This window comes from Pantoea sp. BRR-3P (assembly GCF_039621635.1).
In the GTDB taxonomy this organism is placed as follows: Bacteria; Pseudomonadota; Gammaproteobacteria; order Enterobacterales; family Enterobacteriaceae; genus Pantoea; species Pantoea floridensis.
Map to the genome: position 1 here is coordinate 3,700,944 of NZ_CP155066.1, position 15,796 is coordinate 3,716,739.

Here is a 15,796-nt window from a genome sequence, read left to right on the forward strand (position 1 = left end):
TGTAGGGTGCGCATTTATGCGCACCTGGATTAACGATTGTCATAAAGGAGAAAGGATGAAAACAATCCTGGTGGTGTTGGATGGCCTGAGTAATCAGGTGGCGCAGCACGCGATGGGCTATCTGTTTGCGGAATGCGCGCAGGGCAACGGCCAGTATTATACGCTGACCTGCGAACTGCCTTCGCTGTCACGCCCGCTGTACGAATGCATTCTTACCGGCATTCCGCCAGTGCGCAGCGGCATTATTCATAACGGCGTCAGCCGTCTGAGTAATCAACGCAGCATCTTCCATTACGCACGAGCTGCTGGCCTTACTACCGCAGCGGCGGCGTATCACTGGGTGAGTGAGCTCTATAATCAATCTCCATTCAACGCAGCGCGCGACCGACACACGGTTGCGCCCGATCTGCCGATTCAGTATGGGCACTTTTACTGGGACGACGGTTACCCGGATTCTCACCTATTTGAAGATGCAGAAAGTCTGCGCCTGCGCCACGATCCGGACTTCCTGCTCATCCACCCCATGAACATTGACGATGCCGGGCACAAGCACAGCCTGTCATCATCGCAGTACCGCAACCGCGCGCGCATGGCTGATGGTTATCTTTCGCAGTGGATGCCCGGCTGGCTGGCGGCGGGTTATCAGGTGATTGTCACCGCCGATCACGGCATGAACGATGACCGCTCGCACGGTGGCATTTTACCGGAAGAGACGCAGGTACCGCTGTTTGTGTTTGGGACCGGTTTTTCATTAAAACCCGATCTTCAGCCTCAGCAAACCGAGCTGTGCGGCATCGTCTGCAGCTTACTTAACGTCGAACACGACAAGCCGATCTGCCATGGTTTACTGGCGGAGCCGCAGTAATGAAAGGAAAAACGCTCGCGTCTCTGCTGCTGTTGCCCTTTGCACTGTTTTGGGTGGCGTTTCAGCTCGCCCCGCTGCTATGGATTGCCATTAATAGCTTCTGGAGCGACATCAACGAGCGTTGGGGCATCGATAATTACAGCGACATTCTCACCTCGCCATTCTATTTACAGGCGTTTCGTCTCTCGCTGGATATCTCCATCTGGTCAAGCATTTATGGTCTGCTGATCTCGCTGATTGCTGGATATTCGCTGCATCAACTCGGCAGTGGGCGATTTCAGCGCTTTTTAATGTCATTTACCAACATGACCAGCAACTTCGCCGGGGTTCCTCTGGCATTTGCCTTTGTCATTCTGCTGGGGCTGAACGGTTGCCTGACGCTGCTGCTGCGCCATTACGGCGTGCTGGAGGGCTTTAAGCTGTTCTCGCGTGACGGCATGGTGCTGGTTTACACCTGGTTCCAGATCCCGCTCGGCATTCTGCTGCTCTATCCGGCTTTTGATGGCCTGCGCCGTGACTGGCAAGAGTCCGCCGCGCTGTTGGGAGCGGGCCGTTGGCGCTATTGGTGGCACATTGGTTTACCCATTCTGTTCCCGGCGCTGCTCGGCACCTTCGTGATTTTGCTGGCTAACGCGCTCGGCGCTTACGCCACCATTTACGCACTGACCACCGGTAACTTTAACGTGGTGCCGGTGCGCATTGCCGCGCTGGTATCCGGTGATATCTCGCTTGATCCCAATACCGGTGGCGCGCTGGCAATGCTGCTGGTGCTGATCATGGCGCTGATCACCGTGGTGCAGCAGTATCTGGTGCGCCGCAGCTATCTCAACGCCAAAGCGTCTTAAGGAGCCACACGTGTCTCGCGCAGAAAAATTTTACCATCGCCTGATTGTCTGGCTGCTGCTGTGCATCTTAGCCGCGCCGCTGCTGGCGACGCTGCTGTATGGCATTTCAACCAGCTGGAGCGACACCATTCTGCCGCAGGGCTTCACGCTTAAATGGCTGACTGCGCTATGGAGCGATCCGCGTTTTCTAACGGCGCTGGGTCATTCGCTGCTGGTTTGCTTCGGCGCACTGCTGTTCTCGCTGGTGCTGGTGCTGCCTGCCATGTTTGTAATTGCTTACTATTATCCAAAGCTGGATGCGCTAATGAACGTGCTGATTCTGATGCCGTTCGCCGTGCCGCCGGTGGTTTCATCCGTTGGTCTGCTGCAGCTCTATTCCTCGTCGCCATTGATGCTCACCGGCACGCCGTGGATTCTGATTGGCTGCTACTTCACCATCGCGCTGCCGTTTATCTATCGCGCCATCTCTAACAATATGCAGGCGATCAACCTGAAAGAGCTGATTGATGCCGCGCAACTACTCGGCGCCAGCACCTGGCAAGCCGCGCTATTTGTGGTGCTGCCAAACCTGCGCAAAGGGGTGTTTATTGCGGTGCTGCTCTCCTTCTCTTTCCTGATCGGTGAATTTGTCTTCGCTAACATGCTGGTCGGTACCCGCTATGAAACCCTGCAGGTTTATCTTTTCAATATGCGCAACGGCAGCGGCCACTTCACCAGCGCGCTGGTGATTTCCTATTTTGCCGTCGTCCTGCTGGTCACCTGGCTGGCGAATGCCCTCAATCCTGAACGAGGCTAACCATGAGTTACCTGAACGTCACCCAGTTGAACAAAAGCTACGGCCCAACCTCTATTTTTGAAAATATCGATTTCAGCGCCGAAGAGGGCGAGTTTGTCACCCTGCTCGGCCCCAGCGGCTGCGGCAAATCCACCCTGCTGCGCTGCATCGCGGGATTAACCGACGTTGATAGCGGCAAAGTGCTGCTGCAGGGTCAGGATCTGGTGCCGCTGCCGCCGCAGAAGCGCACCATCGGCATGGTCTTTCAGAGCTACGCGCTATTTCCGAATATGACGGTGGAGAAGAACGTGGCGTTTGGCCTGAAGATGCAGAAGCTTCCCAGCAGCGATATTCAAAAACGTGTGATGGAGGTGCTGGCGCTGGTTGAGCTCACCGACTTCGCCCGCCGCTATCCGCATCAGCTCTCCGGTGGGCAGTGTCAGCGCGTGGCGCTGGCGCGTTCACTGGTGACGCGTCCGCGCTTACTGCTGCTGGATGAGCCGCTGTCGGCGCTGGATGCGCGCATCCGTCGCCATCTGCGCGAGCAGATCCGCAATATTCAGCGCGAGCTGAAACTCACCACCATTTTTGTAACCCACGATCAGGAAGAAGCGCTGACGCTTTCGGACCGCATCGTATTAATGAACCGCGGAAAAATCGTGCAGAACGGCAACGCTGAAATGCTGTATACCCAACCGGCCGATCTGTTCGCCGCAGGGTTTATGGGCAACTTCAATTTGTTAAGCGCTGAAGAGGCGACGCAGCTGACGGGTCAGGCTTTTAGCGGCCAGGTGGCAATTCGTCCCGAGTCGATCCAACTGTGCGCACCGCAGGCAGGTATTCCCGCCACTATCCTCAGCCACAGCCTGCTCGGCAATGTGATTCGCTATCGCGTGCGCGCGCAAAATATTGAGCTTTCCATCGATGTGCTGAACCGCAGCGTGGCAGATTTGCATCCCGCTGGCATGCAGATTGGGCTACAGTTAGAGATGTCGACGTTGCGCCAGGTCGCTTAATTTAAACGAAAAAATGGGCAACGCAACGCGGCGAAGGATTTACCGGTTGTGCTCACCGTCAGGCTGGCAATCGGTACTGTTTAAGCCTGACGGATGAGGAGCCTCTATACGTGTTAACTCTGCTTAATCTTCTCTCTGCCGTTGCGCTGCTGGTATGGGGTACGCACATTGTGCGCACCGGCATCATGCGCGTGTACGGTGCCGATCTGCGCCGCGTGCTCAGCCGCAGCGTCGAAAAAAAACCGATGGCGTTTCTTGCCGGGATTGGCGTCACCGCATTAGTTCAAAGCAGCAACGCCACGACACTACTCGTCACATCGTTTGTTGCACAGAATCTGGTGGGCCTGACGCCGGCGCTGGTGGTGGTACTGGGCGCGGATGTCGGTACCGCCATCATGGCGCGCATCCTGACCTTCGATCTGACGTGGCTTTCGCCGCTGTTTATCTTCTTTGGCGTGGTGTTTTTCCTCAGTCGTAAGCAAACGCGCGGAGGCCAACTTGGCCGCGCCAGTATTGGCCTGGGCCTGATTTTGCTGGCGCTACAGCTGATTGTCGCCGCCGCCAAACCCATTACGCAGGCGGCAGGCGTGCAGGTGCTGTTCTCCACGCTGACCGGCGATGTGATGCTCGATGCGCTGATTGGCGCGGTGTTTGCCATTATCAGTTACTCCAGCCTGGCGGCGGTACTGATTACCGCTACGCTGACGGCCACCGGCGTCATCTCGTTTAAAGTTGCGCTGTGTCTGGTGATTGGCGCCAATCTCGGTAGCGGCTTACTGGCCATGATTAATGCCAGCGGCTCCAATGCGGCAGGCAAGCGTGTTGCGCTCGGCAGCCTGCTGTTTAAGCTGATTGGCAGCATCGCCATTTTGCCGTTCGTCAATTTTGTCGCCGACGTGCTGGATAAATTGCCGGTCAATGATGAAGAGCTGGTGATCTTCTTCCACGTGTTCTACAACCTGATTCGCTGCTTAGTCATGGTGCCGTTCGCCGAACCGATGGCGCGCCTCTGCCGCCGTATGATTGACGATGATGCGGAAAATGAGCTTCACCTTAAGCCCAAACACCTTGATAGCAGCGCGCTGGATACGCCTGCGTTAGCGCTCGCTAACGCCTCGCGCGAAACGTTGCGCATCGGCGATGTGGTTGAGCAAATGATTGAGTCGTTTAATAAAGTGGTACACGGCGACCTGCGCGAAGAACGCGCGGTGCGGCGGCTGGATGATGATGTGGATGTGCTGTACACCGCCATCAAACTTTATCTGGCGCGCATGCCGAAAGAGGATTTGCCTGAGGATGATTCACGTCGCTGGGCGGAGATTATTGAGATGGCGCTCAACCTTGAACAAGCGGGCGATATTATTGAGCGTATGTGCGCCGACGTAGCGGACAAATCATTGACCGCGCGCCGGGCATTTTCAGCGGAAGGACTGGAGGAGCTGCAAACCTTGCAGGAGCAGGTACTCTACAATTTGCGCCTGAGTTTGTCGGTGTTCCTTTCACACGACGTCACCAGCGCCAAACGCCTGCGCCGCTCTAAGCATCGCTTCCGGATTCTGATCCGCCGCTTCTCCCACGCGCACGTTGAGCGTTTGCATATGCAGAACGTGCAAAGTATCGAGACCAGCTCGCTGCATCTTGGGCTGTTAGGCGATATGAAACGTTTGAATTCGCTGTTCTGCGCCGTGGCGTACACGGTGTTAGATCAGCCGGATGACGAGCGGGATGAGGATTGATACGTTCAAAGACGCGCGATGAATCGCGCCGCTACAAATATCTGCATTGTTCCGTAGCGGCGCAATTTATTGCGCGGGTTTTACATCACGACAGCAAACTAAACGCAATCATGCCGACAATCGCGCCGGTGGTACCGAGAATGGTTTCCATCAGCGTCCAGGTCTTCAGCGTTTCGGCTTCGGTCGCGCCGGTAAAGCGGCCAAACAGCCAGAAACCGGCATCGTTAACGTGGCTGATGATGATCGAACCACCACCGATGCAAATCGACAGCGCTGCCAGCTGAGCGCCGCTGTAGTGCAGCGGCTCAATCACCGGCATTACCAAACCCACGGTGGTTAAACACGCCACGGTAGCCGAGCCCTGAATCACGCGGATCGCGCCAGAAAGAATGAAGCACGCCAGCGCAATCGGCATACCTGCGCCGGTCAACGCGTGTCCCAGCACCGGGCCCACACCCGAATCCACCAGCACCTGCTTAAACACGCCGCCCGCACCGATCACCAGCAGAATAATCCCCGCCGGTTGCAGCGCGCTGCCGCATACCTGCATCACCTTCTCTTTATCCATGCCCTGACGGTACGCCAGACCATAAATCGCCACCAGACAAGCCAGCAGGATTGCGGTGAACGGATGGCCGATAAACTCCAGCCACTCATACAAATGCGTGCCCGGCGTGGTAAAGCGGGCGCCGATGGTTTTCAGCCCCACCAGCAGCAGCGGGAAGAGGATTAACGACAGGCTAAAGCCAAACGACGGCAGCTTGCCCTCTTCCACTTCCGGCTGATGGTCTTCCGGCGGAGCGCTAAAGCTGACGTGACGCGCGATGAAATTACCAAACAGCGGACCAGCAATCAGCATGCCGGGAATCGCCGCGCACAGGCCGAGCAGAATCATCCAGCCAAAATCGGCGTGCATCTGCGAAGCCAGCAGCATTGGCGCCGGTCCCGGCAGCAGGAACGCCGCCGCAGCCGCTACACCGGCAAACAGCGGAATCACCAGTTTCACCAGATTGCCTTTGGTGCGCCGCGCCACCGCGAATGCAATGCTGATCAGCAACACTACCGCCACTTCAAAGAACAGCGGCAGCGCGCAGATTAACCCGGCAACGCCCATCGCATAGTGCGCGCGGCTTTCACCAAAGGTTTTCAGCATACGGATAGCAATTTGATCGACCGCGCCGGTTTCATGCAGGATTTTGCCGAACATCGCACCCAACGCCACCACAATGGCGAGAAAGCCGAGCGTTCCGCCCATGCCTTTTTCCATGGTTTCGGCGATTTTATCGAGTGGCATGCCGGAAAACAGACCAGCACCAATAGAGACTAACATCAGGGCAACAAAGGCGTGCATACGCGCTTTCATTACCAAAAACAGCAGCAGCAGGACAGAGCCTGCTGCGGTTAACACTAGCGTTGCGGTACTCATGACTAACCCTTGTTGATTGCACCCTCAATGGTCGCAACCGTGGCCGCAACTACCTCATCCAGTGAATGATTGATATCAACCACCAGTACATCGGGCTCATCAGCGCCGGGTTCCTGCAGCGTGGCGAACTGCGTCACCAGCATCTGCGGTTTGAAGAAGTGACCTTTACGTGCCTTCAAACGTGATTCGATGGTTTCGAAGTCGCCCTGCAGGTAGATAAACTTCAGGTTCTCGTTGCCCTGACGCAGGATGTCGCGATAGGACTTTTTCAGCGCCGAGCAGACAATAATGGAGATTTCCTGCGTGCGCTGCATGGCGAACGCCGCATCATTCAGTGCCTGCAGCCACGGCTGGCGATCGTTATCGTCCAGCGGATGGCCTTCGGCCATTTTCATGATGTTGCTACGCGGATGGAGGAAATCTCCATCAAGAAACGCAGTGTTTAATTGGTGAGAAACCTGATTGGCGACGGCAGATTTTCCGCTGCCGGAAACGCCCATCAGGATAAAGACGTGGTGCGATGGAGATGGCGTTGTCATTTTTTTTGCGCTCCGGCAGGAAACCCGCCTAATGTTACCGATAACAATTTCAGTCATCATTGTCGGAGGCCGCTGAAAGACTGGCAACCCTTGTCAGGCGGAAAAGCACGAAAGTGTGAACTGACTCAAAAAATCGCCAAAATCAGATGCTGTCACCTTCGGCAATTTCAAACCCCACATCCAGCGGTTGCATGACCGTCCGATCGCCGCCAATCCGCGCCAGCAGCATCGCCGCCGATTCTCGCCCCATACGCTCACGTGGCGTCAGCACCGTGGCGAGCCGTGGATTTACCACTTGCGTAATATCGTGGCCGTGGAACCCGGCAATCGCCATCTGTTGCGGCACGTGCAAACCCTGCCGCTGGCACTCAAACATTGCGCCAACCGCGAGGTCATCGTTGGTACAGAACAGGCTATCGGTTTCGGGATAACGCTTTTGTGCTTCACACAGCAGTTGCGCACCGGCGCTGAATGACGAGGCATCTTCCATCATCACGCTATGCGGCGTGAGTCCCGCTTCACGCATCGCTTTTTCGTAGCCCTGCTGCTTCTGCAAAGTACGTTCATCAAGGCGCGCACCGAGATACACGGTGTGACGATGGCCTTTTTTCAGAATAGCATGCGTCATCTGACGCGCCGCCTCGACATTATCGAAGCCCACCGCCATATCGAGGCATGGCGTCACCGAGTCCATCATCTCAATCACCGGAATGCCAGCCACTTCCAGCATGCGCAGCGTGCCTGGCGTGTGAGTGCGTTCGGTAAGGATCACGCCGTCGATGTTCCAACCGAGCAGCGAACGCAGCTGTAACTCCTCTTTTTGCGCGTTGTAACCAAAGTGCGCCACCAGCGTTTGGTAACCCGCTTCGTCGGTGACGGCTTCAATACCGCGCAGCACATCGGCAAAAACCTGGTTGGTCAGGGAAGGCAGCAGCACGCCAATAGCGCGGCTGGTGGCGTTCGAGAGCATATCGGGGGCGCGATTGGGGATATAGCCGAGCTCGTCCAGCGCCACGGCGATTTTGTCACGTAGCGCCGCAGAGACCTGATTGGGATTGCGCAGGTAGCGGCTGACGGTCATTTTTGTGATGCCGACGCGATCGGCTACGTCCTGTAATACCGGTCTTTTCTTCTTCATCTTATGCGCCTGAAATCAGAGATAGATGAAGTTTATCATTAATTTTTCATTTTCCACGCCTCGTACCGCGCCGATCAGGCGCGTACGAATCCGCACCCCATCAAATGTATCGATCGCCAAGAATGGCGACCAATACATTTATTACGCGGTTTTATACCGGCGGCAAATCGAACAGCAGAATTTCAGCATCGCTGTCGGCTTTGATGCTCAGCGCATGTTCATCCCAGATCGCGAGCGCATCGCTGGTGCCTACCTGCTCGCCATTCACGCTGATTTTCCCTTTCACCACCTGAATCCACACGCGGCGGCCCGCTTCAATCGCCACGTCATCGCTTTCGCCTGTGGAAAATACCCAGCGCGACAGCGTCATGTCCTGAAACACCTTGAGCGATCCATCACGCTCGTCTGGCGTCAGCACAAACTGGCGGCCTTTCACATCAGCGAAACGGCGCTGCGCATAGCGCGGTTCAATGCCTTTGCGCTCTGGAATAATCCAGATCTGATACAGATGCAGCGGATCGGTGGCGCTGGCGTTGTATTCCGAGTGACGCACGCCCGTGCCAGCACTCATGATCTGGAACTCACCCGCCGGGATCTGCTCTTTGTTGCCCATGCTGTCCTGATGCTCGACGGTGCCAGAAAGCACATACGTCAGAATCTCCATATCTTTGTGCGGATGCGTACCAAAACCCTGACCGCCATCGATCACGTCCTCGTTAATCACACGCAGGGCGGAGAAGCCCATAAAGTTGGCATCATAGTAATCGGCAAAGGAAAAAGTGTGCCAGCTATCGAGCCAACCGTGGTTAGCATGACCGCGTTCTTCAGCTTTACGTACGTAAATCATGTTCAATTCTCCTCAATGTTTTTTACAGTCTGGACTTGAGATGAGTCGATTGATAGCTGAAAAACTTCACGCCTCTGTTCAAAAATCATGAATAACATCTGGCGAGATGGACTGGGTAGATGAAGAAGGGAAATCGCAGGCAAAAAAAAGCCAGCACCCGAGCTGGCTAAATAATACTTGGAAGCAATGTGAGCAATGTCGTGCTTACCCAGATGTCAGGAGACGTTTCCGAGCTCGCATGGCAATAATAATCATTATCATTCGCGTCTGTAAACCCCTTTCGCGAATTATTTTGCATTGACGTTAATTGAGAATTCCTTGATGTTAAAGGGGATTTTAACCATTTTGCACAAGGAGCCGCTCGATGAGTCAGATCGTCATTCGCCATGCTATTCCCGAAGATGCCGCCGCATTATCGCGCATGTACAGCCAACCAGAACCGCGCCGCTACAACTGCGTGCACATACCGTAGCGGCGCAATTTATTGCGCATTGTTAAGTAATAACCTGCCTCTACTTCATCCTCTCTGCCAAATTTTCAAGACATGTCTTTACAAGAGCCCTTGTTCATCGCTCTTAAACTCTCGCCTGGAAATTCCCTTCACTTCTTATTTTTTGGATACCAGGTTCTCATCATGGATACGATTAGAAAAAAAGCCACGAAAGGCTGGCTTAAACCTCTGGCTTATTTACAAATCGCCGTGCAAATCGGCATGTCGATTTCTCCCCTCTGGATTAATAGCGCAAGAGCTGAAAAACCCTTATCTGCAGATGATTCACCACTGAATGCCGCAGCGGGACAGCTGAATACCCTCGGTCAGGCTGCGCAATCCGGCAACTTTAATGGATTGGCCACGCAACAGGCATCCAGCCTGATGACGCAGCAGCTGCAACAGTGGTTGCAGAATTTTGGCACCGCACGCATTGAATTAAACGCCAATCAGCATTTTACGCCTCGCAGTGGGGCCGTGGACCTCTTGCTGCCGCTGGATAAAAGCAACGAACACCTGTTCTTCACCCAAGGAGGTTTTCGCCAGGTTGACGGTGAGTTAACCGGCAATATAGGACTAGGCATGCGTCATTTTGTGGATGAATGGATGTTCGGCTATAACGCTTTCTACGATCAGAATATCAGCCGTGGCCATAAACGATTGGGCACCGGCGTGGAAGCGTGGCGCGATTACGTCAAACTCTCGGGTAACGGTTATTGGCGTCTTTCTGACTGGCGTAATTCCGGCGATGTTACCGATTATGATGCGCGCCCGGCTAACGGTTTTGATCTGCGTGCTGAAGCCTGGCTCCCTGCCTATCCCGCGCTTGGCGGGCGTATGATGTATGAGAAGTATTATGGCGATGAAGTCGCACTGTTCGGTAAAGATAAGCGTCAGCGTAACCCGGATGCTGTTACCGCAGGATTGAGCTGGACGCCGATTCCCCTCATCTCTTTCACTGCCGATCATAAAAAAGGCGGTCAAAATAGTGAGACGGCATTCGGATTGCAATTATCCTGGCAGCTTGGCCAATCTCTGGCTTCACAGATTGATCCCACTCGGGTGGGTGATAAACGCACGCTGGCTGGCAGTGCAATGGATCTTGTTGAGCGTAATAACAACATTGTGCTTGAGTATCGCAAACAACAGCTAATTGATTTATTCATGGCGGCTGAAATTACCGGTGAAAGCAGCAAGGTTATTCCACTCGTTTATAAAACACAGGGAAAATATGGTTTTTCCACCGTTGTATGGAATGACGCCGCGCTCGTAGCGGCAGGCGGCAAAGTCATCGATCAAGGTAACGGCAGTTATCAGCTGGCCTTACCGAAATATCTTGCCGGTAGTGCCAACAGCTATGCGTTTAGCGGTATTGCTCACGATACACGCGGTAATGTTTCTAAAGCCGCCTATACCACGATTAAAGTCACTCCGCCTGCCTTGAGTATGAAAAACAGTAGCGTGGGCAGCGCTGCGAATTCCATTATCGCCAATGGCAGCGCCACTACGCAGCTGGTGATTAAACTCATTGATGATAGTTCGCAACCTATTCGGGGAATGGCGGCAGATATTAAAGTCGCGCTCAAAGAAGATATTTCCACTGCGAAAACCAGCCGTATTAAAACACAGGCTGTACAGGTTCCTGCAGTACCTGCCTCAATTGGAGAAATCAGTGAACAAACTGATGGCAGCTATATTGCGTTGATAACCGCAGGAACGCGCGTGGCAACCTTAAATATTGCTACCACGGTGAACGCCCAGGCATTACCTGCTCTTTCCATACAGCAAATCAGTGATGCCGATTCAGCGGTCGTTCAGGACGGCGATCTCAAGTTAGAGCAGGACGCAACTATCGCGAACGGCAAAAGCGAGAATCGAGTACGTGCGCGCGTAACGGATGCCAGCGGAAACCCAGTAGCGGGAATCAACGTCACCTTTAGCCTGAGCGGCTCCGCACAGGTTGTGAACAGCGCAAGTCTAAACGTTATCAGTGATAATCAAGGTTATGCCAACCTGGTGTTTACTAATACCGTCGCTGAAACGGTAACGGTCATGGCCAAAACCGCCAATGGCGGGAGTACCCAGGTCGAAAGTCGCTTCATTGCAGACAATTCTTCTGCCGTCATCGATCAGGGCGATCTCACTCACGATCGTAACGATGCGCCCGCAAATGGTGCTAGCCCGATTATCTATACCGCGCTGGTGAAAGATGCCAATGGCAACCCAATTCCCGCAGCTAACGTCAAATGGACGACGGATTTAGGCAAACTAAGTAGTGCTGACAGCAGTACTGATGCCAATGGTAAAGCCACTGTAAATCTGACCAGCACCCAGGCAGGGTTGGCTACGCTCGCCGCTTCGGTTAATGGCGCAGCCGAAGTCAAAGCAACCTCGGTTATTTTTGTCGCCGACAGTTCAAGTGCCCAACTGGGGAAAGATGACCTTAAAGCCAGTAAAACCAGTGCCCTGGCGAATGGCATCGATACCGTTACTTATACTGCACAAGTCAAAGATGCACATGGCAACCCGGTCGCAGGCGCCACTATCAGCTGGGCGAACGATCGCGGCAATCTGGATAAAAACAGCACGGTAACGGATCAGGATGGCAGCACCAGCGTGACGCTGAGCAGCACACGAGCTGGAACGGCCACCATCAGCGCATCGGTAAATAATGGTGCCGTCACAAACGCACCTATCGTTACCTTTATCGCCGACAGCAGCAGCGCTAGCATCGGTAACAACGACCTGACAGCAGACAAAACGAACGCAGTGGCCAATGGCAGCGATGCCATCACGTACAGTGCGCTCGTTAAAGATGCTCAAGGTAATCCTGTCGTCGGTATGGCGGTTAGCTGGAGTAGCGATCGCGGTAACCTCAGTGTGTCCAGCAGCACGACGGATAATGCAGGTAAAGCCGAAGTCCATCTGAGCAGTACCGCCGCCGGTGATGCCATCGTTAGCGCAACGGTTAACAATAAAGCGGCGATAAATGCGCAAGCCGTGAGCTTCTCCGCCGATCAGGCTAGTGCCACAATTGGTAGCGGCAACCTTCAGGCCGATAAGAGCAGTGCTGTTGCTAATGGCAATGAAGCCGTTACCTATACGGCGCAGGTCAAAGATGCACACGGCAACCCAGTTCAGGGCATCGCCGTTAGCTGGACCAGCGATCATGGCGATCTGAAAAGCAATAGCAGTAATACCGATCAGGCAGGCAAGGCAACCATCCAGCTTTCGAGTACCTTAGCAGGCACGGCCGTGGTAAGCGCCGCCGTTAACAAGGGTGCCGCCACTCCTGCAACTGCGGTGACCTTTATTGCCGATAACAGTACGGCCGCTCTGGATAGCGAGGTGAAAGCTGACAAAACGACCGTGATTGCGAATGGTACTGAAGCGGTTACCTACACCGCACAGGTTAAAGATGCTCACGGCAATCCGCTGCCAAACATTAAGGTAAACTGGACGACCAATCGTGGCGATCTGAGTGCAACCAGCAGCAGCACAAACGGAGCAGGCGAAGCCACTATTCAACTGAGTAGTAAAGTATCAGGTGATGCCATCCTGAATGCTGCTCTGAGTGGTGGAAACAATGTGAATGCGGCGAACGTGGCTTTCACCGCTGATGTGACGACGGCCCAGATCAAAACCCTCACCAGTAATAAAGTGAAAATTACCGGCAACAGCCACGATACCGCCATCCTGACGGCAATCGTTGAAGATGCAAACGGTAATAAAGTCGCCAATTATCCTGTGCAATGGACAACCACGCTTTCTACATTGAGCGCGCCAGTTTCTAATACGGATGATTCAGGTAAAGCCGAAATAACGCTGAATGGGATGGACTATATGGAGCAGAGCAATATCACAGCGACGATAAGCGCCAGCACAAGCGTGAATAATCAAACTCGTGACGTTATTATTCGCACCGTATTTAAACTGAATGGCGTTTATTACTGGTCAATGGTTAGCGATCACAATACCGATAATTTAAGTACTGCACAGAACTACTGTAATATTTATGGTCAAGGACATGTACTTAGTTCAAAAGAAGGATTAGCCTTCCTCCAAAATGGTGGCGACTTCCGCGATAAAAAAGTATCAAGTGAATATACGAATGCCTGGCTGAGGGTCTCAGATTATTGGAACAGTAAAGCAATTGATTTATACCGTAACAATGGAGAAAAAGGTGATCTCACCAACTTCGCGGGTGTAGAGTATGTTTGCGTAAAATAATACACCTGCGTCTACTTTAATTAGACCCGCTAATTTACCATTCTGCCAGTCAGCAAAACTGACTGGCATTTTTATGGTTTATTAAACGGCTGATTGGCTTTTACCAACCGTTTTTAATAACCCGCGCTCAAATCATCCACTGAACGCGGATCCGAGGCGCCATAGCGCGTGCCATCCGGCCCAATCATAATGCTCTGCGTGCTGCCCATGGCTGGCATCATCTTCACATGCTGACCTTTGCTTTCCAGCAGGCGCAGCGTATCGGGACTAAAACCTTTTTCTACGCGCAGCTGATCCGGCAACCACTGATGATGGAAACGCGGTGCATTGGTGGCTTCTGCCACGTTCATACCAAAATCAATGCTGTTCACCACCATTTGCAGCACGGTGGTGATAATACGGCTACCGCCCGGGCTACCGGTGACTAACCAGGTTTTGCCGTCTTTCGCCACGATGGTGGGCGACATTGATGACAGCGGACGTTTAGCCGGTTGTACCGCATTCGCCTCGCCACCTACTAAACCATACACGTTTGGCGTGCCCGGTTTCGCCGAGAAGTCATCCATTTCATTGTTCATCAGGATGCCGCTCTCTCCGGCCACGATGCCGCTGCCGAAATAGGTATTCAGCGTATAGGTGACCGCTACCGCGTTGCCGTCTTTATCCACCACGGAGAAGTGCGTGGTTTGATTGCTTTCATAGGGTGCCAGCTTGCCCGGTTTGATCTCGCTGGAGGGGCGCGCTTTATTCACGTCAATTTGCTGCGCCAGCGTTTTGGCATAGGCTTTGCTGGTTAGCGCCTGCTGCGGCACTTTAACGAAATCAGGATCGCCAAGATATTCTGAACGGTCGGCATAGGCATATTTTTCCGCTTCCGCCATCACCTGCATCGCATCGGCGCTACCAAAGCCCCATTTCGCCAGATCGAAGTTTTCCAGAATATTAAGGATTTGTACGATGTGAATCCCGCCGGACGACGGCGGCGGCATGGAGAAGACTTCATAGCCGCGATAGGTGCCGCTGACCGGCTTGCGCTCCACGGCACGGTAGGCCGCCAGATCCGGCTTGCCAATCAATCCACCGTGCTGCGCCATTTCACCGGCAATTTCATCGGCAATTTTACCTTTATAGAACGCATCCGGCCCTTGCTGGGCAATCAGCTGCAGGCTACGCGCGAGATTCTTCTGCACCAGCCGTTCGCCTTTCTGATACGGCTGGCCGTCCGCCTTGTAGAAAATCGCCCGGCTGTTGTCGTGGTTAATCAGCGTCTCTTTGCCGTAGGTGGCGAGATCGTCAGCCAGCGCATCATTAACCACGATGCCGTCACGTGCCAGTTTGATCGCCGGGGCCAGCAAAGTGCTCAGCGGCAAGGTGCCATATTTCTGCGCGGCCAGCGCAAACCCGGCAACGGTGCCCGGCGTGCCAGACGCTAAATGAGAAGTGAGTGATAACTTACTATCCGCATTGCCCTGCTTATCAAGGAACATATCGCGCGAAGCTCGCGCCGGCGCCATTTCGCGGAAATCGATTGCGGTGGTGCGGCCGGACGCGGTACGCAGCAGCATAAAGCCGCCACCGCCAAGGTTACCGGCCTGCGGATGCGTCACCGCCAGCGCAAAGCCTACCGCGACTGCCGCATCTACCGCGTTACCGCCCTGCCTGAGAATATCAACACCCACTTCGGTCGCCATCGCATCAACCGATGCGACCATGCCATGTTTGGCTTTCACCGGATGAAAGGTATCGCTATCAACGCCGTAAGAGACCGGCGGCGCATTGGCTGGCGCGGCTTGTCCCCCCTGCACGACGGTAAAACTCATCAGCAACGCCCAACTGAGCTGACGTAGGTTGCTCTTAATTCTCATCCTGCTACCACCCTTTTTAAGTTA

11 protein-coding genes are annotated in these 15,796 nt (G+C 54.1%); 6 read left to right on the top strand and 5 right to left on the bottom strand.

The window, feature by feature from the left end; genetic code table 11:
- Nucleotides 1-55: 55 nt before the first annotated feature.
- From AAGR08_RS17155 to AAGR08_RS17175, 5 genes are all read left to right on the top strand, one after another.
- Nucleotides 56-865, top strand: coding sequence for an alkaline phosphatase family protein (locus AAGR08_RS17155; protein ID WP_097095236.1), 810 nt, complete (start codon nucleotides 56-58; stop codon nucleotides 863-865).
- The gene (locus tag AAGR08_RS17160) at nucleotides 865-1,710 is read left to right on the top strand and encodes an ABC transporter permease subunit (RefSeq protein ID WP_345827433.1); all 846 of its coding nucleotides are present in this window, start codon (nucleotides 865-867) and stop codon (nucleotides 1,708-1,710) included. Before AAGR08_RS17155 ends, AAGR08_RS17160 begins: the two co-directional genes overlap by 1 nt.
- 10 nt (nucleotides 1,711-1,720) lie before the next feature.
- Nucleotides 1,721-2,506 (top strand): ABC transporter permease, encoded by a 786-nt coding sequence (locus tag AAGR08_RS17165; protein WP_097095238.1) that lies wholly within the window; start codon nucleotides 1,721-1,723, stop codon nucleotides 2,504-2,506.
- Between the two features lie 2 nt (nucleotides 2,507-2,508).
- Nucleotides 2,509-3,501, top strand: coding sequence for an ABC transporter ATP-binding protein (locus tag AAGR08_RS17170; RefSeq protein WP_097095239.1), 993 nt, complete (start codon nucleotides 2,509-2,511; stop codon nucleotides 3,499-3,501).
- A 110-nt stretch (nucleotides 3,502-3,611) separates the two neighbouring features.
- A complete protein-coding gene (locus tag AAGR08_RS17175; RefSeq protein WP_097095240.1) occupies nucleotides 3,612-5,237 on the top strand; it encodes a Na/Pi cotransporter family protein in 1,626 nt (541 codons plus the stop codon).
- Nucleotides 5,238-5,322: 85 nt separating this feature from the next.
- Here AAGR08_RS17175 and gntU read toward each other — a convergent pair whose 3' ends face one another.
- From gntU to AAGR08_RS17195, 4 genes are all read right to left on the bottom strand, one after another.
- Nucleotides 5,323-6,663, bottom strand: a complete 1,341-nt coding sequence (gene gntU / locus AAGR08_RS17180; RefSeq protein WP_097095241.1) for a gluconate transporter — start codon at nucleotides 6,661-6,663, stop codon at nucleotides 5,323-5,325.
- 2 nt (nucleotides 6,664-6,665) lie between these two features.
- The gene (gene gntK / locus AAGR08_RS17185) at nucleotides 6,666-7,202 is read right to left on the bottom strand and encodes a gluconokinase (protein WP_097095242.1); all 537 of its coding nucleotides are present in this window, start codon (nucleotides 7,200-7,202) and stop codon (nucleotides 6,666-6,668) included.
- A gap of 142 nt (nucleotides 7,203-7,344) precedes the next feature.
- Complete coding sequence (gntR, locus tag AAGR08_RS17190) at nucleotides 7,345-8,340, bottom strand: gluconate operon transcriptional repressor GntR (RefSeq protein ID WP_097095243.1); 996 nt, start codon at nucleotides 8,338-8,340, stop codon at nucleotides 7,345-7,347.
- Nucleotides 8,341-8,491: 151 nt separating this feature from the next.
- On the bottom strand, nucleotides 8,492-9,187 hold the full coding sequence (locus AAGR08_RS17195; protein WP_097095244.1) for a pirin family protein: 696 nt from the start codon (nucleotides 9,185-9,187) through the stop codon (nucleotides 8,492-8,494).
- 634 nt (nucleotides 9,188-9,821) lie between these two features.
- Here AAGR08_RS17195 and AAGR08_RS17200 point away from each other — a divergent pair.
- The gene (locus AAGR08_RS17200; protein ID WP_345827434.1) at nucleotides 9,822-13,907 is read left to right on the top strand and encodes an Ig-like domain-containing protein; all 4,086 of its coding nucleotides are present in this window, start codon (nucleotides 9,822-9,824) and stop codon (nucleotides 13,905-13,907) included.
- Nucleotides 13,908-14,020: 113 nt separating this feature from the next.
- Here AAGR08_RS17200 and ggt read toward each other — a convergent pair whose 3' ends face one another.
- The gene (gene ggt, locus AAGR08_RS17205) at nucleotides 14,021-15,772 is read right to left on the bottom strand and encodes a gamma-glutamyltransferase (RefSeq protein ID WP_345827435.1); all 1,752 of its coding nucleotides are present in this window, start codon (nucleotides 15,770-15,772) and stop codon (nucleotides 14,021-14,023) included.
- Nucleotides 15,773-15,796: the final 24 nt, after the last annotated feature.